Here is a 25,139-nt window from a genome sequence, read left to right on the forward strand (position 1 = left end):
CGGCGATGAGCGAGGCGGGTCCAGCAACGAACAACCCGACGGCGGTGACCACCGAGGAGGCCGCACCCGCGGAAACCGAACCCGAAGCCCGCCCGGCAACTCGCTGGCCTCGGTGGACCGAAAAGCCTTGGTGGGTACGTCATTACACGTTCACCGGCACCACGGTCGGCCTCGTCTTCATCTGGTTCTCCATGACGCCGTCGCTGCTGCCGCGCGGCGCGCTGTTCCAGGGGCTGGTCAGCGGGATCTCCGGAGCCAGCGGCTACGGGCTGGGGGTCTTCGCCGTGTGGCTGGTCCGCTACATGCGCGCCAAGGATCACAGTCCCCCGCCGCCGCGCTGGGCGTGGATGGTGCTGATCCCGATCGGCGCCCTGGGCATGGTGTTGATGGCCGTCTGGTTCCACGTGTGGCAGGACAACGTGCGCGACCTGATGGGCGTCGCGCACCTCAAGTGGTACGACTACCCGGTGGCCGCGGGCCTGTCGCTGGTGGTGTTGTTCACCCTGGTCGAAATCGGCAAGTTCATCCGGTGGCTGGTCAGGTTCCTGGTCGGCCAGGTCGACCGGATCGCGCCGTTCCGGCTGTCGGCGACCATCGTGGTCGCGCTGCTGGTGGTGCTCACCATCACCGTGCTCAACGGTGTCGTGCTCAAGTTCGCCATGCGCACCATGAACAACACCTTCGCCTCGGCGAACAACGAGATGAATCCCGACACGGCGCCGCCGAAGACCCCGCTGCGATCCGGCGGCCCCGAGTCGCTGGTGTCGTGGGAATCCCTTGGCCACCAAGGCCGCATCTTCGTGGAAGCCGGCCCCACCGTCGCCCAGCTCAGCGCCTTCAACGGCGCTCCGGCCACCGAGCCGATCCGCGCCTACGCCGGGCTGAACTCCGCGGACGGGATCACGGCGACCGCCGAACTCGCGGCGCGCGAGCTGCAGCGCACCGGCGGACTGCAGCGCGCCGTCGTCGCCGTCGCGACCACCACCGGCACCGGCTGGATCAACGAGGCGGAAGCCGATTCGCTCGAGTACATGTACAACGGCAACACCGCGATCGTCAGCATGCAGTACTCGTTCCTGCCGAGCTGGCTGTCCTTCCTGGTGGACAAGGAGAACGCCCGCCACGCCGGGCAGGCACTGTTCGAGGCCGTCGACCGCCTGATCCGCCAGATGCCCGAAGCGCAGCGCCCCAAGCTCGTCGTGTTCGGGGAAAGCCTGGGATCGTTCGGCGGCGAGGCGCCGTTCATGAGCCTCAACAACGTCCTCGCCCGCACCGACGGCGCCCTGTTCAGCGGGCCGACATTCCAGAACACCATCTGGACCGACCTGACGTCGACGCGCGACGCTGGATCCCCGGAGTGGCTGCCGGTCTACGACGACGGCAAGAATGTCCGGTTCGTCGCTCGCCCAACGAATCTGGGTCGCCCGAACGCCCCGTGGGACCACCCGCGGGTGGTCTACCTGCAGCACGCCTCCGATCCGATCGCCTGGTGGTCGCCCGACCTGCTGTTCAGCGAACCGGACTGGCTGCGGGAACGGCGCGGCTATGACGTGCTGCCCGACACACGCTGGATCCCGGTGGTGACGTTCCTGCAGGTTTCGGCGGACATGGCGGTGGCGGTCGACGTCCCCGAGGGGCACGGCCACCACTATGTGGCCGACGCGGCCGACGGCTGGGCCGCGGTGCTCTCACCGCCCGGTTGGACGCCGGAGAAGACCAACAGGCTGCGGCCGCTGCTGCATTCGGATGCCACCTCCACCGGGTAGCTAGAGCCAGCGACGACCGGCGTTGGCGAGAGCTGCAGGACCGGCATCGACCGGGGCGGCGCCGGAAAGCTGTTCCAGCACACCGGCACCCGCGAGCGCGTGGTATCCCCCGACGACGTCGGTGGCGCGGTGCAGGCCGATGTCCAGCAGCGCCGCGGCCGCGAGGCTGGAGGTGTAGCCCTCCGAGCACACGATCACCCATTCGACGTCGTCGCCGACCGCCTCGGGTAGCCGGGCCTCGCTGGTCGGGTCGCAGCGCCACTCCAGCACGTTGCGTTCGATCACCAGCGCACCGGGAATCTCACCCTCCCGCAAGCGCTGGGCCTGCGGCCGGATGTCGACGAGCACCGCCCCGCGCCGCAGCGCGTCGGGCACTTCGGCCGCGGGGAGACGACGGTAGCGGCGGCGGGCGGATCTCAACACGACGTCGATGCGACTCATCACGGTCCTTCCGGTTGATCGGTCAGTTCGGTTCGCCGGCGGCGCAACCGATCTCGGCCGGTGACCTCGTAGTAGGACATCGCGGTCAACGGCGGCGAATAGGCATGCACGCTCAGCGCAGGCCGCGCGGGACCCGAGACGGGCACGGCCACGCGCCGGGGCGCCCACACCACGTCATGCACCCAGCCCAGCGGGAATCCGGCCTGATCGCCGGCCTCCAGCCGGCGCTGCCGCAAGGCGCGCCCGTCCCAACGGAATTCGTTGAGCGATCCGGACACGACCGTCAGCGCGCCGAGGGAACCGCCGTGATCGTGCAGCTCGGTGTGATGGCCGGGAACCCAGCTGATCAGCCAGACGTCCAGCTCCTCGTCACCGTGGATGCGGGTGAACCAGCGGCGCGACTCGGGCAACCCGCCCGGCGGCAGCAGGTGATCGCAGCGTCCGCTCAGCACGTCGTCGGCGGCCTGGTCGGTGGCGTGCAGGAGGTCGGGCACCCGCAGGCGGGTCGGTCCCGACGACGGGGACGAGACGGTGCGCGGGCGCGGCGCAGCCGGGGCGGCGAGGGGCACAGACATTGGGGGAGCTCCAGAGCAAACGGGATCGGACGGGCGGCGGCGTGTTACGGCCGACAACACTCGCAAAATCCGAAGCGCTCCATCACGGCCGCCAGTGTTGCATAGATTGGGAGGGTGCGCTGGTGCGGCCGTCGACCCGGGCTGTGGGGCACGCTCGTCGTGGCGGCCGGTTTGCTGTCGGGCGCGGCGTGCTCGCCCGGCGCCCCGAGCGGCAAGCCCGCGTCCCCGTCGGCGCAGCCGGCCGCCGCGCCGGGGGGTGTCAGCGCGGCGCCGCCGGGCGCCGTCGGGCTCTCCCCCGGCGGTGTGACGACCAGGGTCGACGTCCCCGCGAATTCGACCGAGGAAGAGTATTACCAGGCCTGTCATGCCGCGAAAGTGTGGATGGACGCCCAGCCACGGACCCCTCAGTCGCTGTTCGAGCCCTATCTGGCGATGGTCCAGGCCGCGCCGACGGGCACCGCGGGCAGCTGGAACGCCCGATGGGCGGATCTGACGCCGGCCCGGCAGGCGGCCGTGATCACCGCCGCGCGCGCCGCCGCCGCCGACGAATGCGGCTAGTCCCTTCGAACTCGTGCGCGATTGAACTCACGCGTACATAAAGTGGGCGGCCCGGCCGTCACCGGACCGCGGCGCCGCGCAGAATGAAGGGATGCCGGACGGACCTGGCGGAGGGCCCGCGCGCCGATCGTCACCGACGCGCGTGGCGTTGGCGCTGGGCAGCGGCGGTGCCCGCGGCTACGCCCACATCGGGGTGATCGAAGCGCTGCGCGCCCGGGAGTACGAGATCGTGGGGATCGCGGGCTCGTCGATGGGCGCGCTGGTCGGCGGTTTGGAGGCGGCCGGGCGCCGCGACGAGTTCGCCGACTGGGCGAAGTCCCTGACCCAACGCACCATCCTGCGGCTGCTGGACTTCTCGATCAGCGCGGCCGGGGTGATGCGGGCGGAGAAGATCCTGGACGCCGTGCGTGACATTCTCGGCCCGGTCGCCATCGAACAGCTGCCCATCCCGTTCACCGCGGTGGCGACCGACCTGTTGGCCGGTAAGTCGGTGTGGTTTCAGCACGGCCCGGTCGACGAGGCGATCCGCGCCTCCATCGCGATACCGGGCGTGATCGCCCCGCACGAAGTGAACGGGCGACTGCTTGCCGACGGCGGCATCCTGGACCCGCTGCCGATGGCACCCCTGTCGGCGGTCGACGCCGACGTGACGATCGCGGTGAGCCTCAGCGGCAGCGAGGCGATCGCCTCCCGCGACGCGGAGTCCGGGGTGACCGCCGAGTGGCTGAACCGCATGGTGCGCAGCACGTCCGCGCTGCTCGACACCTCCGCGGCCCGGTCGGTGCTCGACCGGCCGACCGCGCGCGCCGTCCTGGGCAGATTCGGCGCGTCCCCCGCGGACGCGGAAGGCTGGTCGGACGATCCGGACGGCGCGGAGTCCGCGGCCGAGGACGATACGGCCGGTGAACTGGCCGCTGTCGCAGCCGAAGTCCCGAAGCTGGGCAGTTTCGAGGTGATGAATCGGACGATCGACATCGCCCAGGCCGCGCTGGCCCGCCACATGCTGGCGGTCTACCCGCCCGACCTGTTGATCGAGGTCCCACGCTCGATCTGCCGGGGCCTGGAATTCCACCGGGCGGCCGAGGTGATCGGCGTCGGCCGTGCGCTGGCGGAGGAGGCGCTGGACGCCTTCGAGAACGACCGCGCCGCCTTGCCCGCGGCCAGGGGTGAAAAGGGCGCCGCCACAACGTAACCGGTCCCGCGGTCAGACGCCCAGGAACCGCGCGACGGCCCGGGCTTCGCGGCGGCCCTGCTCGCGCCCCGCCGATGCCGAGGCGACGCGGCACGCCGGATCCAACGGATTGGGCCCGAACGCCGCCAGCGAGTCGGAGTCGGCGAACACCGCGAGCGTCGCGCCGGGGAAGGAGGAGATCTCCGCGGCGGGCCCGGCGCCGAACGGCGACGGCGCGTCCGCGCCCGCGGGCACCAGCACCACCGCCGCGTCGCAATCGCCGGCCACACCGAGATTGACCAAGCTGGCGACCCCACCGTCCATGTAGCGTCGGCCCGCGATCGCCACCGGCGGCCACGCCCCGGGCACCGCGCAGCTGGCCGCCACGGCGTCGACGAGGTCGACGCCGGAGTCGCGATCGAAAACCACCAATTCCCCGGTGCTGACGTCGATGGCGGTGATCCGCAGCGTCCGGTCGGGCCAGTCGTGTGACGGCAACCGCTGCGCGATCACCCGGCGGCGCACCGCCGGCGGGACGGTCTTGGTCGCCAGCGCGACGGCACCGATCCGCTGCATCTGCTGCCGGGTCTTGTCCGAGGGGTCGGCGTAGGGCTCGGCGAGGGCCGCGAGGAACATTTCAGTGATGTCGTCGACGTCCACCCCGGAATCGATCTCGGGCGACGATTCGGCGACCTGCCGGTCGAACAGCACGTCAAGCGGGCTGTCGCTGCCGAGCTGCGCGGCGACCACCGAACCCGCCGAGGTCCCGACCAGCACCTCCGAATCCAGCAGCAGCCCGGCAGCCGTCGGCGACTCGTCGGCGATGCCACGTAAAACGCCTGTCTCCCAGGCAATTCCAGCTATCCCCCCGCCCGCCAGCACGAGCGCCCGTCTGGTTGTCACGCCCACCCACTCTGCCAGGCCGGATCGGGCTAACGGCGGGCGCTCGGCAGCGCGTGTTGCGCGTCCCGCACCCGCGCGCTCAGATCCTCCCGCCGCAGCAGGCGCGCGGGCGGGTGGGGCAGGATCACCCTGCGGTCGACGTGCAGCGCGGCGTCGACGTGGACCAGCTCGCCCGGCTCGAGCAGACGCCAGCGCTGGTCGTCGTCCATGCGCTCGGTCGCGAACACCACCGACGCCCGGCTGCACAGATGCTGGGATCGCGCGTGAATTCGCTTGGTGCGCATGTCGAATTCCGGGGCTTGCGTTGCCACGCCGTCGGACCGGTCCAACACGTAGAGTTCGTGGGTTTCGGGGTACCGCAGGGCCCACACGTCGGTCGCGGTGCTCAGCAGCACGTTGACCGCATAGATCGGCACATTGGCCGCCAGCCATGTCATCGCGTCGGCCAGCCCGGCACTCACGTCACCGTCGAGCGCCCGGATCGACGCGGTGATCAACGCGAACACCCGCTCGGAGTCGGTGTCGCCGAGGACCAAATCGTCGGTGCCGACCTCGCGCAACCGTTCGTCGAGGACGTCCAGCCCCTCCAGCACGCCGTTGTGCGCGAAGATCCGGCCGTCCTGCAGGAACGGGTGGGTGTTGCGGATGTCGAGCGAACCGGTCGTCGCGTATCGCACGTGCGCGATGAAGGTGGTGCCGGTCAACTCGTGCGCTTCGGTGGCGAACGCGGCGTCCGCCCAGGCCGCCATGGGCTGCTTGTCCAGCCGCGGCCGGCCACGCTCGTCGAAGACGCCCAGGCCCGTCCCGTCCGGGTTCCTCCTGCTTTGGTCGGCGAGGCTGTCGGGGGCGTCCAACAACCAAAACGTCGCGGTGCAGACGTCCGTCCCGGCGTGCAGCCCGAAAAGTCGACACATGGCCTCGACGGTACCCAGCGTCAGTCGCGCGCCTCGACCACCCAGTAGCCGTGCTCGGCGTAGCGCGCCCGGATGGCCTTCTTGTCGTACTTGCCCACGCTGGTGCGGGGAATCTCCTCGACGAACGCCCACCGCTCGGGCAGCCACCAGCGAACCACCTTCTCCGCCAGGAACTTCCGCAGGTCCTCGGCGCTCACCGTGGTGCCTTCCTTGGCCACCACAACCGCCAGGGGCCGCTCCTGCCACCGCTCGTCGGGCACCCCCACCACCGCGGCCTCGACCACATGCGGGTGACCGATCAGGCTGTTTTCCAGCTCGACGGAGGAGATCCACTCCCCACCGGACTTGATGACGTCCTTGGCCCGGTCGGTCAGCGTGACGAAACCGCGCTCGTCGATCCGTCCCACGTCGCCGGTGCGCAACCAGCCGGAGTCGAACTTCGCGTCGTCGGCCGTCAGGTAGTACGAGCCGGCAATCCACGGGCCGCGGACCTCCACCTCGCCCACCGCGTCACCGTCGGTGGGCAGCACCCGGCCGTTGTCGTCGACGATCCGCATTTGCACACCGCAGACCGGTTGGCCCTGGGTGGCGCGCAACGCCCAGTGCTGGTCGGCGGGCGTGCCCGGCGGCGGCCACGCCATGGTGGCCAGCGGCGAGGTTTCCGTCATCCCCCACAGCTGCCGGATCTGCACGCCGTGGTTCTCCTCGAAGGTGCGCATCAGCGACACCGGAACGGCCGAGCCGCCGCAGACCACCAGCCGCAGCGACGACATGTCGTGGCCGGGTTCTTCCTCCAGGCGATGCAAGACGTCGTTCCAGATCGTGGGCACCGCGCCCGCCACGGTCGGTCGCAGGTCCTCCACCATGCGAATCAGCGACCGCGCGTCGAGATGGCAGTCGGGCAACACCAGATCGGCGCCGGCCATCAACGCCGCGTAGGGCAGGCCCCACGCGTTGGCGTGGAACATGGGCACGATGGGCAGCACGCTGTCGACGGCACCCACGCCGATGCCGTTGGTGGTGCAGGCCGCCATGGTGTGCAGGTAGCTCGAACGGTGGCTGTAGACAACACCTTTCGGGTTTCCGGTGGTGCCACTCGTGTAACACATTGCGGCGGCGGACTTCTCGTCGATCTGCGGCCAGTCGAATTCGGTCGACTCATCGGCGAGCACGTCGCCATACCGCAGCACGGTCTTGCCGGCGCCCTCGAAGGCGGCGGTGTCACCCTCCCCGACCACGATCACGGTGTGCACGGTCTTGAGCTCGCCCAGCACGGGGGCGAGCAGCCTGGCCAGCGACACGTCGACCAGGACCACTTGGTCTTCGGCCTCGTTCGCGACGTAGACGATCTGCTCGGCGAAGAGGCGGATGTTGAGGGTGTGCAGCACCGCACCCATCGACGGCACGGCCAGGTAGGTCGCCAGGTGTTCGGCGTTGTTCCACATGAACGTCGCCACCCGCTGGTCCCCGCTGATGCCCAGGCGCCGCAACCCGTTCGCCAGCCGGGCGGCGTCCTGACCGAGCTCTCGGTAGGTGATGCGCCGGTAACCGTCACCGGTGGCGGTGGTGACCGTGCGCGCGCCGTGCACACCGCAGCCGTGCCGCATGATGGCGGTGATCGTCAACGGAAAGTCCTGCATCGTGCTGTCCATCGAGGTACCGCCTTTGAATCGCGGCGCAGCGTCGCCTGATGTCAACCCTCCGAGCCACGAGGTGGCAGCGTCCGGGGCCGGCAGCGATCAGCCGTCGGCAGCCTCCACCCTAAGCCCGCGTTCGGCACCGGCGTGAGCAATTACCCTAGGCGAGTACGGGTTCCCGCCACACCGGCTCGGGCAGGGAAGTGGTCGGCGCCTCGGCCGGTCCCCCGCGCGCGGCGATCGGCACGACGGTCACCACACCGGAATGGCCGGCGATGTAGAGGCATCTGCCGTCGGGGCTTTCGACCACGCAGGACGGGTGATTCGCCGCCCTGATATCCCCGACGACGTCGAGGGTCTGCGTGCACACGACGGCGACGCGGTCGTCGCTGACCAAGTACGCGCGGCGGCCGTCGCGGCTGAGTGCCACGCGGGTGAGGGTGAGCGGGCCCGCGACCTCGCTGAGCTTGCGCGTGGCGGTGATCTTGCGGGTTCGGGTGTCGATGACGTCGAGCACCGCGCCGACCACCGGCCCGCAACTGGCCACATAGGCCGTGCCGCCGTCGGCGGTCAGCGCGACGTCGCGGATGGGTAAACCCAGCTCGTAGGCGCCGGTGATGCCCGAGCCGCCGCCGTCGGCGCCGTCGGAGGTCGCTCGCGTGTCGATGACGACCAATTGGCCACCGGAGGGCCCGTTGGTGGCCGCGTACAGGTGGCCCCCGTCGGGGCTGATGCGCACGCAGTCCACGGTGGTCCCGGGCGCGGTCGCGAGTTCGATCACGTCGACGTCATCCGTGGCGGTGTCGACGACCGCGATGTCGGCGCCGCGGGCGTGGTTCCGTCCGGCGTAGACGAACCTGCCGTCGGCGCTCACGGCCAGGTCGCTCACGCTGTGGGCGAGCGGATGAGTCGCGACGTGCGCGTTCGCGGCGACGTCGACGACGTCGACGGAGTCATACGACGAGGTTGCGGTGCTGATGTAGGCGCGCGGGGCGTCCCCGCCGCTCAGGGCGATCGCGAATGGCTCGTCGAGGCCGAGGGTCTGCACCACGAGGCGGGCATCGGGGTCGACGATGGAGACCGTGCCACGGCCGTGATTGGCCACGACCAGCCGGCTGCCGTCGGGGCTGATGCCGATGTCGCTGACCGGACCGTTTCGCACCGGAATGTGGACTGCCGAGGTCTCGTCGAGTTGGAACACCCGCTCGTCCGGGTCGTCCTGGAAGGCCTTGCGGCCGTTCAAAGGGCTCACGCTGTACCGCCTTTGCTATGTCGTCGGCGCGGAGAAAAAGTCGCCGGGACTTGCGCGACAATTCGGCCTCCGGATCCACCGGATCTCAGCACCTGAAGGCGCCGACGCGACTGGTTTTACGAGTCTACCGGCCAGAATTCGCGTCAACCGGTCCGAAATCCCCCGACGTTAGCTACGTCACTCCCCACGCTCAGGTTCTGCACAGGCTTTCAATTACGCTGTATCGCAGTCGCTTACCCGTAGCGAAACTGACGCAAACGCGCACCCGGCGGATTTCGCATCCGCCGCTAACGTCCCCGCTCAGCACCGCAGGATTGTCCAAGATAAGAAACTCTCAGTATCAGCCGGCAAAGAGGGAAAGATCACACGGCGTTCACGGGCTGAATTGGGTTTGCGGCCGGGGCAGGGCGGCGCCGTCGACGATGATGTCGAGCTTCTCATTGTAAAACGCCACCAGACCGGCGATCTGGCCGACGGCGGGCAGCGGGTAGTGGTAAGTCCAAGCCAGGTCCGGATGCAGGACCTCCCCCGAGCGCACCGACCAGTAACCCGACGTCACCCCTTTGTAAGGGCACAGCGTCTGCGTCGCGCTCGGCTCGAGATGCTCGAACGCGATATCCGTCGGATCGATGTAATACCTTGTGGGTAAACCCGTTTCGAATAGAAGGACCGGAGATCCGGTGTCCGCCAGCACGATTCCGTCCAGCTCCACCCGAACACGCCGGTGTGAGCGCAACGCGTCAACCCGCGAGTAGGGGTTGCGCGGATGCCCGTAGATCGGCTCGTCTTCCTCGAACCACCGCAACGAATTCCACTCGAAGCGCACCGTCCCGGCCACGGGGCTGTCACCCTCGGCGTCGAAGACCCGTGCGGCCGACGGGTGGGTCTGGCCGGCGCCCTCGAGGGCGTGCAACCGCGACGGACCGAACTGCACCTTCTGCGGATGGTTCTCGTCGCGCAGGAACTCCGCCCGGACATCGGTCAACGGGATGTAGTACTGCGGGTAGTACGGGACCTCCCACACATAGCGGGCGGCGGTGGTGTCGAACACCAGCGCGTCGCCGAGATAGCCGCGCACCCGGCGCGGCGCGGGCTCGACCCGGCCACGGGCGGCCGCCGCCTGGGGGTAGTCACGCCCGGCGGTCACGGCTGACCCTTGGCGGCCAGGCCGGCCGGAGCGTGGGCGATCGCCGACCGGATCGCGTCGGCCAGCGCCAGGGCGCTTTCCTCGGTGAGCTCCAGCGCCACCCGCGCCGACGGCCCGAGCGCCGGGTTGATCACGTCGATGTTGACGGTGTGGCCGTAGGGCGCGTGGACCGGGTGGTCGACGTAGACCGTCGCGCGGCCGGCGGCGAACCACCCCGTGGGGCCCTTGCCGCTGCCGTCGATCGCGACATGTTCGGTGCGATGGGTGCACATGGCGGGCAAACCTAGCCTTTCAGGTGGGTGGCGAAGAAGGCATCGATGCGGCGCCAGCCGTCGACCGCCGCCTCCGGCCGGTACGCGGGGCGATCGACCGAGAAGAACGAGTGGCCCGCGCCCGCATAGGAGTGGAACTCGTGCGGCTTGTTCAGCTGGTTGAGCTTCTCGTCCAGCGCGGCCACCGAGGCGGGCGACGGGAATCGGTCGTCGAGCCCGAACAGGCCGAGCAACGGGCAGCTCAGGTTCGGCGCCAACTCCAGGATCGGCTTCATGGTCTTGGGCATGCCCTCGGGCGGATCCTCGACGATGAAGGCGCCGTAACAGTCCACGACGGCGTCGAACTGCAGCGAACACGCCGCCAGGTACGCGTGCCGCCCGCCCGAGCAGTGCCCGATCACGCCGAACCGCCCGTTGGCGCCCGGCAGGGTGCGCAGGTGCTCGACCGCGCCCGCGACGTCGCCGACGAGCCGGTCGTCGGGGACCCCGCCGGCCGCGCGCGCCGCCGCGGCCGCGTCGTCGGGCGACGCGCCCGGTGCCTCACGCGAATACAGGTTCGGGGCCACCGCGTGGTAGCCGCTGACGGCGAGGCGCCGGACGAACTCCTTGGTCTCGCGGTCATAGCCGGGCATGTGGTGGATCCACACGACTCCGCCGCGTGCCCCCTCGGCGAGGGGCGTGGCGCGGTATGCCTCGATCTCGTCGCCGCCGTGGCCGGTGATGGTGACGGTTTCCGCGCGAATCGCGTCTGGGCTGAGCGCGTTCATGGCTATCCTTCGGGCCTCCCTGGTCGGGCCGCAACCGGACGCGGAGCGCATGCGGCTGGTCGGGCCGCCCCGCCGGACACCAACGTATCGGAACACCCGCGCGACGGGGAGGGCCGACCGACTGCGCTGCACGGCTCGACGCGCGTGTCATGCGACCTCTTACCCCTCGCGGACGTCACGCTGTAGGAGACGCCGGGCGAGAACCGGCCGCGCGGATGATTGGGGCACTGCACGTGGTTGACAGCGCTGAACATCGAGACCCGCCACACCATCCCGGAGATCAGGGTCATCACCGGCTGGTGGGCCAGCCGCATCGCGAGGACGAGGGGGCGATCGTCGAGGCCGAACAACGAGCCGCCCGGTTGCGTTCCGCCGGGCACCGTTTCGGCCGGCGGGGACAGCGGTTCGACCGGCGTTCACCGTTCGTCATGGGTTTGACCGCATCGGCCGGCGTGGCCGTGACGTACGCGGCGGTGCGCGTCCTCGGGTCGATGTCGTCCGTACTGGTGTTGATCGGCGTGGCGATGTTCTTCGCGCTCGGGCTCGAGACGGCCGTGTCGTGGCTCGTCAATCACAAGCTGCCGCGCTGGGCGGCGGTCACGGTCGTGGTCGCGGCCGTCTTCGCCCTCATCGCCGGGACGGTGGCCGCGACCATACCCCCGCTGGTCCAGGAGGCGCGCCAGCTCGTCGAGCAACTGCCGCATTACCTGCAGCACGCCCACGATCGCTCGTCGCTCATCGGCCGGCTCGACGAGCGGATCCACCTGCAACAGCGGATCACCGAGATGGTCAGTGGCTCCGGCCGTTTCACCTTCGCGGGGATCCTGCGGACCGGGTCAGAGGTGTTCGGTGTCCTGTCCCATGTCGGCGTCGTGGCCATGCTGACCATCTACTTCATCGCCGATATGCGCCGCATCCGGGCCGGCTTCTACCGGCTCATGCCGAACTCCCGGCGGCCGCGCGCCATCCTCATCGGCGACGAGGTGGTGGCGAAGTTCGGTGCCTATCTCTTCGGCAACGTGCTGACGTCGGTCATCGCGGGATTCGCCACCTTCGTCTGGTGTGTCCTGCTCGACGTCCCCTACGCGGTCCTGCTGGGGGTGGTGGTGGCCGTCTTGGACCTGTTCCCCTACGGCTCAACCGTTGGCGGATTCATCGTCGCAGCGGTCGCGCTCAGCGTCTCGATCCCGGTCGCCATCGCGACCGTCGCCTTCTACATGGGATTTCGGTTGGGTGAGGATTATCTGCTGACCCCCAGGATCGTTGGCCGGGCGGTCCGGGTCCCGGCCGGCGTCACGGTGGTCGCCGTGTTGCTCGGCGCCGCGTGGTTGGGCGTGGTCGGGGCGCTGGTGGCGATCCCGCTCGCGGCGGCCCTGCAGCTGCTCGCGCAGGAACTGCTGTTTCCCGCGCTGGACGAGGCGTGAGATGGTACCGAAAGCCGTTGTGAGCGAAGGCGCTTTACGCCCGGGCCGCCTCGCGGACCCCGGTGAGGTCGAGGGCGATGTCGACGAGCATGTCTTCCTGCCCGCCCACCATCCTGCGGCGGCCGGCCTCGACGAGCAGGGAGCGCGCGTCGACGCCGAACCGTTCGGCCGCGGCCTCGGCATGACGCAGGAAGCTGGAGTACACGCCGGCGTAGCCGAGCGTCAGCGTCTCGCGATCGACGCGCACCGGGCGCTGCTGCAGCGGGCGGACGAGGTCGTCGGCGGCATCCTCGAGGGCGTTCAGGTCGCAGCCGTGTTCCCAGCCCATCCGGGTGGCGGCCGCGATGAAGACCTCCAGCGGGGCGTTGCCCGCGCCGGCGCCCATGCCGGCCAGGGATGCGTCGACGCGCCGGCACCCGTGCTCGACGGCGACCATCGAGTTGGCCACGCCCAGGGCGAGGTTGTGGTGCGCGTGGATGCCGACTTCGGTTTCAGCACAGAGCGTTTGGCGCACCGCGTCGACGCGCTCGGCGACATCGCGCATGGTCATTGCACCGCCGGAGTCGACGACGTACACGCAGCCCGCCCCGTATTCCTCCATCAGCTTCGCCTGCTCGGCCAGGGCCTGCGGGGTGGTCAGGTGGCTCATCATCAGGAAGCCGACGGTGTCCATACCCAGCTCGCGGGCGGCGGCGATATGGTGCGCGGAGATGTCGGCCTCGGTGCAGTGGGTGGCGACCCGCACCACGGCGGCCCCGGACCGGTGCGCCGCGGCGAGGTCGCGAACGGTCCCGATGCCCGGCAGGATCAGCGTGGCGATCTTGGCGCGGCGGACCGCCCCGGCGACTGCCTCGATCCACTCCAGGTCGGTGTGTGCGCCGAACCCGTACACGCAGCTGGAGCCGCCCAGCCCGTCGCCGTGGGCAACCTCGATGGAGTCCACGCCGGCCGCGTCCAGCGCCGCGGCGATCTCGGCGGCCTGGCGCAGCGTGTACTGGTGGCGGACCGCGTGCATCCCGTCGCGCAACGTGACGTCGCTGATGTAGATCGGCTGGGTCACGATCACCCTCCCACGTTCGTCAATGAGTGCGCGGCAATGCTTTTGGCGGTCGCCAGCGCCGCGGAGGTCATGATGTCGAGGTTTCCGGCATAGGCGGGCAGGTAATCGGCGGCGCCGGTCACCTGCAGCAGGGTGGTGACGCGGGTGCCGATGAACTTCCCCGTCTCGGGAATGTGCAGCGGGCCGTCGGGCCCGAACGTCTCGAACTGCACCGGTTGGGCGAGCCGGTAGCCGGGCACGTAGCACCGGACGCGCTCGATCATCGCCGCGATGGACGATTCGATGGCGGCGTGGTCGCAGTCGCCTTCCACGAGGCAATACACCGTGTTGCGCATCAGGATCGGCGGTTCTGCGGGGTTGAGGACGATCATCGCCTTGCCCCGCCGCGCTCCGCCGACGACTTCCAGTGCGGTGGCGGTGGTCTCGGTGAACTCGTCGATGTTGGCGCGGGTACCCGGGCCCGCGGACTTCGAGGAGATCGACGAGACGATCTCGGCGTAGGCCACCGGCGCCGTCCGGTTGACCGCGGCCACGACCGGCACGGTGGCCTGCCCGCCACACGTCACCATGTTGAGGTTCGGCGCGTCGAGATGATCTTCGAGGTTGACCACCGGGACGCAGAACGGGCCGATGGCGGCCGGGGTGAGGTCGAGGACGCGGACTCCGTTGTGGCGCAACTCCTCCCAGTGTTCGACATGGGCCTCCGCCGAGGTGGCGTCGAACACCAAGCGGATCTGCTCGAAGCCCGGCATGGCCAGCAGCCCGTGGACGCCCTCCGATGACGTCGGAACGCCCAGGCGTGTCGCCCGGGCCAGCCCGTCGGAGTTGGGGTCGATACCGATCATCGCCGCCATCGTCAGCGGTCCCCCGCCGCGGCGGATCTTGAGCATCAGGTCGGTGCCGATGTTGCCCGACCCGATGATCGCCACGGGGAATTGCCGACCGGCCATGGGGCTTTCCTTTTCGCTCACTCGAAACTCACGCTGACCGCGCCGAGGCCGGTGATCGAGGCCGCCGCGCGGTCGCCGGCCTCGACGAACGCGGCCGTGGTGTAGGAGCCCGACATCACGAACTGCCCGGCCTCGATCGCCGTTCCGTACTCGGCCAGGGCGTTGGCCAGCCAGGCGACGGCCACCGCAGGGTCACCCATGACGGCGGTGCCGCAGCCCGTTTCGGCGAGCGTGTCGTTCAGGTAGAGCGCCGCGGTGGTGCCGGGCAGGGGCGGCGCGTCCGCGATCGGCACCCACTGCCCCAGCACTACCGCGCCGGAGCTGGCGTTGTCGGCGACGGTGTCCGCCAGGGTGATTCGCCAGTCTGCGATGCGGCTGTCCACGATCTCCAGCGCCGCGGCCACCGCTTCGGTTGCCGCCATCACCTCGGCGGCCGTCACCCCCGGACCGCGCAGCGGTGCCCGCAGCAGGAACGCCACTTCGGGTTCCACCCGCGGTGTACAGAACGCGGCCCGCCGCACCGTCGTCCCCTCGGCCAGCACCATGCTGTCCAGGACGTAGCCGAAGTCGGGCTCACTGACACCCAGCAGTGCCTGCATCGGCGCGGAGGTCAGCCCGATCTTGTGGCCGCGCAGCCGCGCGCCCGCGCCGAGGTGGCGCGCGAGGTTGCGGCGCTGCACCGAATAGGCCTCGGCCACACCGAGGCTCGGGTACGACTCGGTGAGCGGAGGGATCGGGCTGCTGTTCGCCTGCGCCGCGTACAACCGCCGAGCGGCCTCGTCCAGCCGGGCGTCTCGGGCGGTCATCTCGATCATGCGAATTCTCCGGACTCCAGTAGCCGGGTCGCCGACTGGAAGACCAGGCGGGCGTGCAGGTCGAACAGCTTGATCAGGTCAACCGAGTCGCCGCCGACTTCCTTGGCGATGAACAGCCCGTCGGCTCCGGCGATCGCGTAGGTGGTCAGCAGGCGCACGTTCTCGTCATCGAGCCCGGGCGCGACGTCGCGCACGACCGCCTCGAACCGGTGAAAGGTCGCGTCGCGAACTTGTAGGAACATCTCTCTCGCCCGCGGCTCGACCGGGCGGCGCTCCAACGCCAGCATCAGGCCGAGGCGGATGAAGTCGGGCGCATCGAGCAGGGCCTTGGCCACCTGCGTCCCGAGTTCGGTTACCCGCTCCTGAACCAGGGAGCCGCCGGGCAGGTCCAGCGCCGCCAGCCACCGGCCGAAACTGCGCTCGATGACCGCGGCTATCAGGTCGTCCTTGTCGGCGAAGTGCCAGTAGATCGATGTCGGCGGCAGGCCGCTTTTCTTGCTGACCAAGGAGATCGTGGTGCCTTCGTAGCCGCGTTCGGTGGCGACCTCCGTGGCCGCGTCGAGGATCCGCTCACGCGACTGTTCCCCGTTTGCCCGGGTGCGTCGGCGGGTGCGGGATCCGGCGGAGTCGGTGCTACCGGCGTCGGCGGTCACGTTGCCTCCTTTGGGGTGTTGACGGTCACGCTACAAGAGCTTACTGTATGGATCACTACATTAACAAGCCCGGCGAAGGAGCCGAGATGACTGACCGAAAGACCTATGACGTGGCGATCGTCGGCTACGGCCCGGTCGGCTGCACCGCGGCGAACCTGTTGGGCCAGCTGGGCCTGAATGTGGTTGTGGTGGAACGTGACCCCGACATCTATGCGCGGGCGCGCGCCATCTCGATCGACGAGGAGGTGGTTCGCATCTGGCAGCAGGTCGGGCTGGCGGACCGGCTCAACGCCGACATGCAGCCGGGCTGCGGCGCGAGCTTCGTCGACGCCAAGGGCGTGCCCTTCGTCAGGCTGCTGCCCGTGTCGAGGGGTAACGGGCACCCGCCGCAGCAGTTCATCTACCAGCCCGCGCTGGAGAAGGTGCTGCGCGAAGGGGTCGACCGCTTCCCCAACGTGTCCGTCCTGCTCCAGCACGAATGCCTGCGACTGGTCCCGCGAGACGACGGCGTCGAGTTGATGCTCGCCGATCTGACCACCGACGAATTCCGGCGCATCCGCGCCACGTACGTGATCGCCGCCGACGGCGGGTCCAGCGCGACCCGCGCCCAGCTGGGTGTCGGGTTCGGCGGCCGGACGTTCGCTGAGCGCTGGATCGTCATCGACACCAAGGTGCTGAAGGAATGGCCCGGGCACGACCGGCTTCGGTTCCACTGCACCCCCGAACGGCCGACCGTCGACTGCCCCACCCCGCTGGGACACCACCGCTGGGAGTTCCCGGTGCGCGACGAGGAGGACGAGCGCGACCTGCTGTCGGAGGACGCGATCTGGAAGGTGCTGCGCGGCCAGGGGATAACGCCGGACGACGTGCGGATTTTGGGCTTCGCCTGCTACAGCCACCACGTTCGCTTCGCCGACCGGTGGCGGGTGGGCCGGATCTTCCTGGCCGGCGACGCCGCCCACGCGATGCCCCCGTGGATCGGCCAGGGCATGTGCGCGGGGGTGCGGGACGTGGCGAACCTGTGCTGGAAGCTCGGGGCCGTGCTGAACGGGTCGCTGCCGGAATCCGTCCTCGACACCTACCAGACCGAGCGGCTGCCGCACGTGAGGGAGGTGACCAACCGCGCGGTGAAGACCGGCAAGCTCATCATCGAACGCAACCGCTTCCGCGCGGCGGCCCGCAATCACCTCTTCCGCGCCGCGAGCAAGGTGCCCTATTTCCTCACCTGGCTGCGCGACCACCGCTGGTTGCCCGACGCCCGCTACCGGGACGGCCTGCTGGCGCGCAACGGGAACGGCGCCGTCGGCTGGCTCATCCCCCAGCCCCGGGTCCGCGACGAAAAGGGTGACAGCGTCCGTCTCGACGACGTGGTCGGCGGCCGCTGGACCGTGCTGCACACCGGACGCACATCCGAGGGGCCGGACTGGCGGGCCGCGGGCGTGCCCGCCTTGGAGGTCATCCCGCCCGGCAGCGCACCGCGCGCCGACTGCATCGTCGACACCGACGGGTCACTGACCGCATGGCTGCACAAGAAGGGCGCGTCGGCGCTGGTGGTGCGGCCGGACGGCTTCGTCTACGCCGGCGCCGCCGACGGTCAACCCCTGCCGCCGCCGCCGGCGGGCTTCAAGTCGTAAGGAAAGTCCAGTGCCCACGAACACGATCACCGAACGCACCATAAGCGTCAGAGGCAAGGACATCTTCGTCGCCGAGACCGGCAGCGGCCCGGCTGTCGTACTCCTGCACGGAGGCGGACCGGGCGCGTCGGGCCTATCGAATTACGCCCGCAACATCGAGCCGCTCGCCGAGAACTTCCGCGTCGTCGTTCCGGACATGCCCGGTTACGGCCGCTCCACCAAGGGCGTCGACCGGCGAGATCCGTTCGGATACCTCGCCGATCACATCCGGGGCATGCTCGACGAGCTCGGCATCGACAGCGCCCACCTCGTCGGCAACTCCTACGGCGGGTCGTGCGCGCTGCGGCTGGCCCTCGACACCCCGTACCGGGTGAACAAGCTGGTGCTGATGGGGCCGGGCGGCGTCGGGACGAGCCGCGGGCTGCCCAGCGACGGTCTGCGGAGCCTGCTGGCCTACTACCGCGGCGACGGACCGAGCCTGGACAAGCTGCGCACGTTCATCCGTTCGTACCTGGTGCACGACGGCGACGCCGTGCCGGACTCGCTGATCGAGTCCCGCTATCAGGCGTCCATCGACCCCGAGGTCATCGCCAACCCGCCGCTGCAACGCCCCTCGGGGTTGCGCACCCTGTGGCGGATGGACTTCACCCGCGACCACCGGCTCGGCAGCCTCGCGACGCCCACGCTCATCGTCTGGGGCCGCGACGACAAGGTGAACAAACCCAGCGGCGCCGCGATGCTGGCCGAGCGGATGCCCAACGCCGACGTCCTGATCGCCGCGAACACCGGCCACTGGGTCCAGTGGGAGCGCGCCGAACTGTTCAACGCGGTCACCGCCGCGTTCTTGAAAACCTAATCACAGCAGACCAATACAAGGATCAAAGATGTCTACCATTCGAAAGCCTTCGCTGTTCGGCAGTGTACACCTGGGTTACGTCGTGATCGAGACCAACAAGATCAGCGACTGGAAGCGCTTCGGCCGCGACGCGCTCGGAATGCACCTCGACGAGATGGCACCCGACACCGTCAGGTTCCGCCTCGACGCCAACGAATGTCGCGTGCTGCTGCGACGGGGTCCGGCGGAAGACGTCGTTGCGCTGGGTTGGCAGCTCGACGGCCATGCGACGTTCGACGAGATCAGTCGCCGTGTCGCCGACCACGGGGTGCCCAGCGTCGAGGGCACCGACGAAGACGCGAAGCTGCGCGGTGTCGAGCGCTTCCTGCGGTTTCCCGGCCCGAACGGGCTCGCCCAGGAGATCTACACGACCGCCCGGACCGCGCCGCTGTCCCTGGACATACCGGGCAGCGGATTCGTCACCGGCGCAAGCGGAATGGGCCACGTCGCCCTCCCGACGAAGAAGCCACACCAACTGCGCGGCTACTACAGCCACGTCTTCGACGCGCGCCTCTCGGACTACATCGACGAGACCATCAACGGGCTGAAGCTCAAGATCCGGTTCCTCCGCGTCAACGAGCGTCACCACTCCGTGGCGATCGGATCGGTAAATGCGCTGCCGGTCAACCCGATTCGCACCCGTGTCCAGCACGTCAACGTCCAGGTCGCCACGCTCGACGACATGGTCAGCTCCTACCAGCGGGTCAAGGAACTGGGGTTCGGCATGGCCCTGTCGGTCGGCCAGCACACCAACGACAAGGAGCTGTCCTACTACGCCCTGACGCCGTCGGGATTCGAATGGGAGGTCGGGTGGAATCCGATCGTCGTCGACGAAGCCACCTGGAAGCCCACTACCCACCAGGGGATCAGCATCTGGGGTCACACGCCGGAAGGGCAAACCGTCATCGACAAGCTCAACCAGTTCGCGGTGGCCGCGCGCTCGCTACGCCACCGGGAAGACACGGTCGCGGCGCTCAGCTCACCCGGGATCGCCGACGACTAGCGGCTGGAGGCGCGTTCAGCGCCGCTTGTCGCGCACCTTGTAGGTCGACGGCCACGACTTGCGCGACTCGTCCCCCGTCAACGGGGTGCCCATGCCCCCGACCTTGACGTTGTAGGCCTCCTTGCCGGGGCCGACCTCCCGGTTCGCGTGTTCCTGGGCGAGGAAGTACAGCTCGTCGATCGTGGCTTCGTCGTAGGCGACGAACGAGGTCTCCCGTTCCATGTCGTCGATACCGATCAGCATCCGCGCGGGCACCAACCGCGAGGCCAACGCCGCCAGGCCAAACAGCGTGAACGGAATCAGCCAGTAACACAGGTACGACAACGGAGCCCTGCTGTCCAGCATCGTGGAGTCACCCCGCACGATCGGCGGGATCGCCGACGACACCGTCATGCCGGCCGCCGTCGCCACCCAGGTCCAGTTCAGGACGCCGACGGTCCGGCCGAACAGCTCGGTCTTGACGACGTCGGCGGGTTGTTCTGCGGCCGCGAACGCGCGCACGAACGGCTTGCCGGTCAGCGTGCCGACCAGCGCCACCACCAGCAGGCCGGCGGTGCTGAGCGGCAGCATCCAGCGCTGGGCGAACGGCAAGCCGAGCGCGAATGTCAGCACCGTCACTACCGCAAACACTGCGGCAGAACCGATTTCGAGCGTCCGCTCCGGCTTGCCGGCGCCGGCGCCGATCGCCAGCGCGATGGCCGCGACCGCGAGGCCGGCCAGCGCGGCGGCACCGGACGGGACGTTTCCGACGAGCACCCAATAAACGATCCACGGCGCAAGACCAAACAGCATGCCCACGATGGGTCAGTGTATGAGTGACGATTCACCCCAGTGTCGGCGGCAGGCCCAAAATTTGGTCCGGGAGTCCGGGCAACCACCGTCAAGCCGCGCTGATCGTCGTGATCGCCGCGCGGCCAAGGGCTTTGCCGATCGTGGGCCAGGAAAGGGCATATTGCCCTTGGCGTCGACTCCCGCCGAGGCCAGTCTGGAAGACACACGCCTGCGGACGGTGGCGGGTTCTTCCGAACCGTGAGCCAGGCGGGGCAAGGCTAGGTCGAGTCATGGAGCGCACGGCAACACCCGCTGAGGGCGTGGTGGCGATCGGCGCCTCCGCCGGCGGCATCGAGGCGCTGTGCGAACTGGCGGCGGGCATGCCGCCCGACTTCCCATTCGCCGTCATGATCGTCATTCACATGGGTCGGGGAGCGCCTTCCCTGCTGGCGCAGATCGTCGCGCGAAGCGGCCCGTTGCCGGCGGTCGCGGCGTCGACGGGGCGGTCCTGGAGGCCGGGCGGATATACGCCGCGGTGCCCGACCACCATCTGCTTGCCCGCGACCACCGGGTGGCACTGTCGGATGGGCCGCCGGAGAGCGGTCGCCGACCGGAGATCGATGCGCTGTTGCGGTACGTCGCGCTGGACTACGGGCCGCGCGCGATCGGTGTCCTGATGTCGGGGATGCATCTGAACGTGTCGGCAGCTATCCCGACGGGTTCGTGTTCAGGGCCATCGCCAGAAAGTCCAGCCGCCACAGCGACTCGAACAGCTTGCGCCCGAATTCCTTTACCAGATCGGTGTTTTCCGGGCCGACGTCCCCACGCTGCGCAACGTTCGCGATGATCTCCCGAATCGGGCGACGGCCGTCGACCTGCGCAACGAAGGGCAGCTGAGCCGGGTTGAGCTTCAGCTTCGTGCCGGGCAGGTGGATCTCGTCCCCGGACAGCAGGCAGGCCGTGCGCAGTAACGGGACGTAGTCGAGCGCTGCGGCGCTCGAGAAATCGATTGCGTAATGCTCTTGCGGCCGTTCGGGCCGGCAGGCGATGAAGAAGTGGGTGGCATTCGCCGGCTGCAGGCGTTCCATCACCGACCAGAGTTTGACGTCGGGCAGTCGGTTGAGCAGCTCCTGGAACTGGCTGACCGGCGCGACGAAGTCGTGCGGGTAGTACGGCGTCTTGTGGAACCAGCCCTGGAATGCCAGCCCCGCCGAGCTGACCAGGTCCAGGCATTCCTCGACGGTGTAGCTGCGCTGCCGACTGTGCAGGAAGGTGTCGACCAGGGCGCCGTCGGACACCAGATCACGCGTGCCCTTCAGATATGTGCGCACGGGGTGATCCGCCGGTAGCACCGCGATCGCCTCTTTGACCAATTGGACCGAGGCGTCGTCCTGTCCGAGGCCGAGGTCTCGGAAGACCGATTCGAGCATGTCGACGCCGAGCCGGCCGTACCTCGCGTACAGCATCACGCCCAGCGCCCCATCTGTGCGCAGACACCCGCCCAGCGCTTTGAGCCCGGCCAGCGGATCGGCCATGTGGTGCAAGACGCCGGTGGAGACGATCAGGTCGAAGTCGCGGGAAAGTGTCGGCACCTCCTCGATGGGAAGCAGATGCAGTTCCAGGTTGCCCAGGCCGTGCTTGTCTTTCAGATATTGCTGGTGCTTGAGCGCTGACCGGCTGACGTCGATCGCGACCACCGTGGCGGAGCGGTTCATGAAGGCAAAAAGCGCCGCCTGAAAGGTGCCGCAACCCGCGATGAGAATGTCCAGGTCCGGTTTGTACTCCCGGTCCGGCCACAACACCCGGTGCGCCCAGAAGGGATCGAACCAATCCCAGTGGTTCTTGCTCCACGCCGCGAGATCGGTCACCGGAGGCGGGTACTCCCACCGATCGTATTGACGGGAGACGCCGTCGCCCCGCGGATCGTCGGTCACTTCGGCGCAACTCCTTTGCGGTGGCGGTGGCGACCAACTTACTGCGCCCGGCGCGCCTCGGCCTGCCGACGTTGCGCCACCCGACCAGCCGTCGCGCTCACATCAACGGGGGCCCGGGAATCAGCCAAATCAGCGAGCTGTCGATTTGTCCCCGGTACTGCGGGCAGTACGCGGCCACGGAGAGGCCGACGAAGTAGCTGGACTCTCTCATCGAAAGATCGGTGTCGCGCTTCACCTTCATCGCCAGGACGCTGGCATTCGCGTTGTTGTCGAACCCCGTGCACACCCGGTGGGCCATCGCAATCGCCGTGCCGCTGTCTCGCACCTCGATCCCGTAGTTCGCCAGCGACGCGATGAACGCGTCATCGGCCGGATCCGCCGCTGCCGACGCCGAGAAGAGGGGCACGGTGGCGAACAGCAGGACCGCACAGGCAGCCCGCCACTTCCCACGACGGGCGGTCATCCGGCCCGATCAATTCCACGAAGACACGGGGGCCTTCGCCACGCCCGTACCGAGCGTGGTCTGCCCTTCGGTCCCCGGTGCGCTCACCTCTCGCAGCGTGACGGGTTGGCGACGCCAGCCGGCGTACCCGAGAGCCGCGCTGATCGCGGTGTAGACGGCGGCCTCCGTCCACATGAATCCGACGCCCCACCTCCTGCCGAGGAAGATGGGCTCGTCGATGATGCCGCTGGACGCGGCGATGGCGTAGCCCGCGTGCGCGTAGGCGATCCCGGCGAACGCTCCGCAGAAGAACTTGCTCACTTCGCGATTCATTTCTCTTCCTCTCTCCGTTGCGACGAAGTCGCTAAACGTCACTGTCGGCATCGCCGACGTGCTCGCGACGACCTACGGGGCTCCGTTGACAATGCGGTCGCGGACGGCGGTGGCGGTGGTGAGATGCCCCTCGGCGGAATTCATGAATTCGCCGGCATGGCGCGCCTCGTTCGGGTCGTGGTCCTCGATCGCCGCGACGCAGAAGTGGGACGCGGCGTCGAAGTCGTCGAGACTGGCTTGCAGCGCGTCGGTGAGTTCCTTGTCAGGGGACGGCACGTGCCCCTGCAGGAAGCTCGCTGCCTCGTGGCCCTCGTGGCAGGCCGCTCCCAAAGCGGGGTAGTCCTGGCTACCGATGGCTAAGGTGGCCTTGCCCATGGCGATGCCCAAGTCCTGCATGTGGTCTTTGGTCAGTTCGACCCATGCGCGCACGGCCTGAGCGTGGGACGTTGTTGTGGTGGTGGTGGTGCCGCCACCGCTGTTGTGCGTTCCAGGTGAGCAGCCACCGACGAACAGAACCACCGCAGCGCCCACTATGGCTTGCTTGATCACCCGGCCTCCTCAACCCTGTAACCGGTGATCCTTCGCCCCGACGACGCTCGCCAGCCAGGGCATAAAGGCTCTACCTCTGGTAGCACGATGACCCCGATCCGGTTGCTGGATCGGCTGTACCTGCAGACGTTGCCCTGAGCTGCGCGGACGCTCGTGCCCCCAGTCGGACTCGAACCGCCACTGGGCGGATTTTAAGTCCGTCTATCTGAGCGTTTGCAAGCGTTGACATCCGTTGGAACGATTGCAGAACTGGCTGTTGAACTGCATCTATCGAATGCTTTGCGTTTGCGAGGTTGGGAGCGTTTGGAAGCTGTGTGCATACATTTTGTTTACAGCCGTCTCGCGGCGGCCTGCGCGGGCTTGTCGAGCGGGCCTAGAACTTCACGGCAAGGTCTTGGCGGGCCAGCCTGCGAACGCCCCAGAAGTAGGTGACGAAGGGCATGGTGCACCACAAGAGGTTCAGGACTACGAACTTGACCCACATCTCGATGGGACTACTCATGCTGTGCAGGTTGTTTGCGATCTCTACCCCGAAGTAGACCGCTGGCAGCGTGACCTCCACGATCATCCCGGCCATGATGAACGAGAGTTGGGTACTGGTGAACCGCTTGCCGTGGCGGAAGAACTGCACCATCGCATACGCCTCGAATAATCCGACGAAGAAGGCGATCCACTCAAGAACGACGATCAGCGGGTCGCCATTGAGGTAGCGAGCATCGCCGCCGAGCAGTATGGGCGCCCACATGTACGTCCAGAGGGCACCATGCTGGACACCGTTCCTGATCTGGTCGAAGAACAACAGCCACGGCAGTTCCCAGATGAATCGTGGGATCAACGCGATGAAGACCCAGACGATGACCATCGCACTGAGCCGTTCCGCCTTCGAGCGGTCACGTTGGCCGGGCAGCGGCAGCCACGGCAGCGCAAGTGCGGTCACGAAACAGCCAACGACGAAGACGACCAGCGTGGTGGACGCGACAACGTGGGAGACCCCGCCATGAAACTCGAGGTACCAGAACACGATGTGGATGACGAAGAAGAACGCCAGGACGCCGAACAGCGACTTTTGCAGTGACGAGAGTCCGGGCTTCGCCGGGGAACCTTGCTTGTCGGGGACGCTGATCGTCTCAGTCATGGGTTCGGCTTTCGCAGGGGTTGGGAGACTGTACTGTGGCAAAGCATGGCACACGCCATGTTTTAGTAGCAAGGGTCGCTCCGGCGCTTTCGCGCAGGTGAGCGCCTACGGGCGCGGACACAGGAACTTCGGGCAATG

The 25,139-nt window shown here is 68.6% G+C and carries 26 protein-coding genes and 1 pseudogene; 8 read left to right on the forward strand and 19 right to left on the reverse strand.

The genetic code is table 11. The features are described from left to right. Positions 1-5 precede the first annotated feature (5 nt). A complete protein-coding gene (locus tag G6N37_RS13565) occupies positions 6-1,766 on the forward strand; it encodes an alpha/beta hydrolase (RefSeq protein WP_163681130.1) in 1,761 nt (586 codons plus the stop codon). Here G6N37_RS13565 and G6N37_RS13570 read toward each other — a convergent pair whose 3' ends face one another. Together G6N37_RS13570 and G6N37_RS13575 are read right to left on the reverse strand one after the other, a co-directional pair. Then, positions 1,767-2,207, reverse strand: coding sequence for a rhodanese-like domain-containing protein (locus tag G6N37_RS13570; protein ID WP_163681133.1), 441 nt, complete (start codon positions 2,205-2,207; stop codon positions 1,767-1,769). After that, positions 2,207-2,782: a cysteine dioxygenase gene (locus G6N37_RS13575; RefSeq protein ID WP_163681136.1), complete on the reverse strand. Its 576-nt coding sequence runs from the start codon at positions 2,780-2,782 to the stop codon at positions 2,207-2,209. Before G6N37_RS13575 ends, G6N37_RS13570 begins: the two co-directional genes overlap by 1 nt. Positions 2,783-2,896: 114 nt before the next feature. Here G6N37_RS13575 and G6N37_RS13580 point away from each other — a divergent pair, with 114 nt between their 5' ends. After that, complete coding sequence (locus tag G6N37_RS13580) at positions 2,897-3,340, forward strand: lipoprotein LpqV (protein WP_308205471.1); 444 nt, start codon at positions 2,897-2,899, stop codon at positions 3,338-3,340. Between the two features lie 91 nt (positions 3,341-3,431). Further along, positions 3,432-4,532, forward strand: coding sequence for a patatin-like phospholipase family protein (locus G6N37_RS13585; RefSeq protein WP_163681139.1), 1,101 nt, complete (start codon positions 3,432-3,434; stop codon positions 4,530-4,532). A 12-nt stretch (positions 4,533-4,544) separates the two neighbouring features. On the opposite strand, the gene G6N37_RS13590 is transcribed toward G6N37_RS13585, so the two are convergent. From G6N37_RS13590 to G6N37_RS13620, 7 genes are all read right to left on the reverse strand, one after another. Beyond that, complete coding sequence (locus G6N37_RS13590; protein WP_163681142.1) at positions 4,545-5,414, reverse strand: patatin-like phospholipase family protein; 870 nt, start codon at positions 5,412-5,414, stop codon at positions 4,545-4,547. Between the two features lie 29 nt (positions 5,415-5,443). Further along, on the reverse strand, positions 5,444-6,328 hold the full coding sequence (locus G6N37_RS13595; protein ID WP_163681145.1) for a class II glutamine amidotransferase: 885 nt from the start codon (positions 6,326-6,328) through the stop codon (positions 5,444-5,446). Positions 6,329-6,348: 20 nt separating this feature from the next. Next, complete coding sequence (locus G6N37_RS13600; RefSeq protein ID WP_163681148.1) at positions 6,349-7,980, reverse strand: long-chain fatty acid--CoA ligase; 1,632 nt, start codon at positions 7,978-7,980, stop codon at positions 6,349-6,351. Positions 7,981-8,125: 145 nt separating this feature from the next. Further along, positions 8,126-9,217 carry a WD40 repeat domain-containing protein gene (locus tag G6N37_RS13605; protein WP_163681151.1) on the reverse strand — a complete coding sequence of 364 codons (1,092 nt, stop codon included), beginning with the start codon at positions 9,215-9,217 and terminating at the stop codon, positions 8,126-8,128. Positions 9,218-9,590: 373 nt separating this feature from the next. Continuing rightward, the gene (locus G6N37_RS13610; protein WP_163681154.1) at positions 9,591-10,364 is read right to left on the reverse strand and encodes a DUF427 domain-containing protein; all 774 of its coding nucleotides are present in this window, start codon (positions 10,362-10,364) and stop codon (positions 9,591-9,593) included. Then, positions 10,361-10,636 carry a DUF6295 family protein gene (locus tag G6N37_RS13615; RefSeq protein ID WP_163681157.1) on the reverse strand — a complete coding sequence of 92 codons (276 nt, stop codon included), beginning with the start codon at positions 10,634-10,636 and terminating at the stop codon, positions 10,361-10,363. The genes G6N37_RS13610 and G6N37_RS13615 overlap by 4 nt, the downstream gene beginning before the upstream one ends. Before the next feature lie 11 nt (positions 10,637-10,647). Continuing rightward, on the reverse strand, positions 10,648-11,403 hold the full coding sequence (locus G6N37_RS13620) for a dienelactone hydrolase family protein (protein WP_163681159.1): 756 nt from the start codon (positions 11,401-11,403) through the stop codon (positions 10,648-10,650). A 299-nt stretch (positions 11,404-11,702) separates the two neighbouring features. Here G6N37_RS13620 and G6N37_RS13625 point away from each other — a divergent pair, with 299 nt between their 5' ends. Beyond that, complete coding sequence (locus G6N37_RS13625; protein ID WP_163681163.1) at positions 11,703-12,827, forward strand: AI-2E family transporter; 1,125 nt, start codon at positions 11,703-11,705, stop codon at positions 12,825-12,827. A gap of 34 nt (positions 12,828-12,861) precedes the next feature. Here the strand turns inward: G6N37_RS13625 and dmpG are convergent, their stop codons facing one another. Genes dmpG through G6N37_RS13645 form a run of 4 tightly spaced genes read right to left on the reverse strand, consistent with a single transcriptional unit; the run spans position 12,862 to position 16,305 of the window. After that, entirely contained in the window at positions 12,862-13,887 is a 1,026-nt protein-coding gene (gene dmpG, locus G6N37_RS13630) for a 4-hydroxy-2-oxovalerate aldolase (RefSeq protein WP_163681166.1), read from the reverse strand. A 2-nt stretch (positions 13,888-13,889) separates the two neighbouring features. Continuing rightward, positions 13,890-14,837 (reverse strand): acetaldehyde dehydrogenase (acetylating), encoded by a 948-nt coding sequence (locus G6N37_RS13635; protein ID WP_167527382.1) that lies wholly within the window; start codon positions 14,835-14,837, stop codon positions 13,890-13,892. A 17-nt stretch (positions 14,838-14,854) separates the two neighbouring features. After that, positions 14,855-15,643, reverse strand: coding sequence for a 2-keto-4-pentenoate hydratase (locus G6N37_RS13640; RefSeq protein WP_163681170.1), 789 nt, complete (start codon positions 15,641-15,643; stop codon positions 14,855-14,857). A gap of 5 nt (positions 15,644-15,648) precedes the next feature. Further along, on the reverse strand, positions 15,649-16,305 hold the full coding sequence (locus tag G6N37_RS13645) for a TetR/AcrR family transcriptional regulator (RefSeq protein ID WP_163681173.1): 657 nt from the start codon (positions 16,303-16,305) through the stop codon (positions 15,649-15,651). A gap of 86 nt (positions 16,306-16,391) precedes the next feature. On the opposite strand from G6N37_RS13645, the gene G6N37_RS13650 reads away from it, so the two are divergent. Genes G6N37_RS13650 through G6N37_RS13660 form a run of 3 tightly spaced genes read left to right on the forward strand, consistent with a single transcriptional unit; the run spans position 16,392 to position 19,837 of the window. Next, entirely contained in the window at positions 16,392-17,939 is a 1,548-nt protein-coding gene (locus tag G6N37_RS13650; RefSeq protein WP_163681176.1) for a bifunctional 3-(3-hydroxy-phenyl)propionate/3-hydroxycinnamic acid hydroxylase, read from the forward strand. A 10-nt stretch (positions 17,940-17,949) separates the two neighbouring features. Then, positions 17,950-18,795: an alpha/beta fold hydrolase gene (locus G6N37_RS13655; protein WP_163681179.1), complete on the forward strand. Its 846-nt coding sequence runs from the start codon at positions 17,950-17,952 to the stop codon at positions 18,793-18,795. A 28-nt stretch (positions 18,796-18,823) separates the two neighbouring features. Then, positions 18,824-19,837, forward strand: a complete 1,014-nt coding sequence (locus G6N37_RS13660; protein WP_163681182.1) for a VOC family protein — start codon at positions 18,824-18,826, stop codon at positions 19,835-19,837. 15 nt (positions 19,838-19,852) lie between these two features. On the opposite strand, the gene G6N37_RS13665 is transcribed toward G6N37_RS13660, so the two are convergent. Continuing rightward, positions 19,853-20,635, reverse strand: coding sequence for a hypothetical protein (locus G6N37_RS13665; RefSeq protein WP_163681186.1), 783 nt, complete (start codon positions 20,633-20,635; stop codon positions 19,853-19,855). A 353-nt stretch (positions 20,636-20,988) separates the two neighbouring features. On the opposite strand from G6N37_RS13665, the pseudogene G6N37_RS26625 reads away from it, so the two are divergent. Beyond that, positions 20,989-21,239 (forward strand): annotated as a pseudogene (locus tag G6N37_RS26625) (chemotaxis protein CheB); the annotation flags it as partial. A gap of 76 nt (positions 21,240-21,315) precedes the next feature. Here G6N37_RS26625 and G6N37_RS13675 read toward each other — a convergent pair. The 5 genes from G6N37_RS13675 to G6N37_RS13695 form a co-directional block, all read right to left on the reverse strand. Next, positions 21,316-22,542 carry a class I SAM-dependent methyltransferase gene (locus G6N37_RS13675; protein WP_163681187.1) on the reverse strand — a complete coding sequence of 409 codons (1,227 nt, stop codon included), beginning with the start codon at positions 22,540-22,542 and terminating at the stop codon, positions 21,316-21,318. A 97-nt stretch (positions 22,543-22,639) separates the two neighbouring features. Further along, positions 22,640-23,005: a DUF732 domain-containing protein gene (locus G6N37_RS13680; protein WP_163681190.1), complete on the reverse strand. Its 366-nt coding sequence runs from the start codon at positions 23,003-23,005 to the stop codon at positions 22,640-22,642. Positions 23,006-23,014: 9 nt separating this feature from the next. Continuing rightward, positions 23,015-23,317: a hypothetical protein gene (locus G6N37_RS13685; RefSeq protein ID WP_232074974.1), complete on the reverse strand. Its 303-nt coding sequence runs from the start codon at positions 23,315-23,317 to the stop codon at positions 23,015-23,017. A 72-nt stretch (positions 23,318-23,389) separates the two neighbouring features. Beyond that, positions 23,390-23,866: a hypothetical protein gene (locus G6N37_RS13690; protein WP_163681194.1), complete on the reverse strand. Its 477-nt coding sequence runs from the start codon at positions 23,864-23,866 to the stop codon at positions 23,390-23,392. Positions 23,867-24,239: 373 nt separating this feature from the next. Continuing rightward, positions 24,240-25,001 carry a hypothetical protein gene (locus G6N37_RS13695; RefSeq protein ID WP_163681196.1) on the reverse strand — a complete coding sequence of 254 codons (762 nt, stop codon included), beginning with the start codon at positions 24,999-25,001 and terminating at the stop codon, positions 24,240-24,242. Between the last annotated feature and the right edge of the window lie 138 nt (positions 25,002-25,139).

Source organism: Mycobacterium seoulense (assembly GCF_010731595.1).
GTDB classification, from domain to species: domain Bacteria; phylum Actinomycetota; class Actinomycetes; order Mycobacteriales; family Mycobacteriaceae; genus Mycobacterium; species Mycobacterium seoulense.

Coding starts and splice junctions, on each gene's coding strand:
- G6N37_RS13565 (WP_163681130.1), top strand. CDS start 6: ATGAGCGAGGCGGGTCCAGCAACGAACAACCCGACGGCGGTGACCACC.
- G6N37_RS13570 (WP_163681133.1), bottom strand. CDS start 2,207: ATGAGTCGCATCGACGTCGTGTTGAGATCCGCCCGCCGCCGCTACCGT.
- G6N37_RS13575 (WP_163681136.1), bottom strand. CDS start 2,782: ATGTCTGTGCCCCTCGCCGCCCCGGCTGCGCCGCGCCCGCGCACCGTC.
- G6N37_RS13585 (WP_163681139.1), top strand. CDS start 3,432: ATGCCGGACGGACCTGGCGGAGGGCCCGCGCGCCGATCGTCACCGACG.
- G6N37_RS13595 (WP_163681145.1), bottom strand. CDS start 6,328: ATGTGTCGACTTTTCGGGCTGCACGCCGGGACGGACGTCTGCACCGCG.
- G6N37_RS13600 (WP_163681148.1), bottom strand. CDS start 7,980: ATGGACAGCACGATGCAGGACTTTCCGTTGACGATCACCGCCATCATG.
- G6N37_RS13615 (WP_163681157.1), bottom strand. CDS start 10,636: ATGTGCACCCATCGCACCGAACATGTCGCGATCGACGGCAGCGGCAAG.
- G6N37_RS13620 (WP_163681159.1), bottom strand. CDS start 11,403: ATGAACGCGCTCAGCCCAGACGCGATTCGCGCGGAAACCGTCACCATC.
- G6N37_RS13635 (WP_167527382.1), bottom strand. CDS start 14,837: ATGGCCGGTCGGCAATTCCCCGTGGCGATCATCGGGTCGGGCAACATC.
- G6N37_RS13640 (WP_163681170.1), bottom strand. CDS start 15,643: ATGACCGCCCGAGACGCCCGGCTGGACGAGGCCGCTCGGCGGTTGTAC.
- G6N37_RS13650 (WP_163681176.1), top strand. CDS start 16,392: ATGACTGACCGAAAGACCTATGACGTGGCGATCGTCGGCTACGGCCCG.
- G6N37_RS13660 (WP_163681182.1), top strand. CDS start 18,824: ATGTCTACCATTCGAAAGCCTTCGCTGTTCGGCAGTGTACACCTGGGT.
- G6N37_RS13680 (WP_163681190.1), bottom strand. CDS start 23,005: ATGACCGCCCGTCGTGGGAAGTGGCGGGCTGCCTGTGCGGTCCTGCTG.
- G6N37_RS13685 (WP_232074974.1), bottom strand. CDS start 23,317: ATGAATCGCGAAGTGAGCAAGTTCTTCTGCGGAGCGTTCGCCGGGATC.
- G6N37_RS13695 (WP_163681196.1), bottom strand. CDS start 25,001: ATGACTGAGACGATCAGCGTCCCCGACAAGCAAGGTTCCCCGGCGAAG.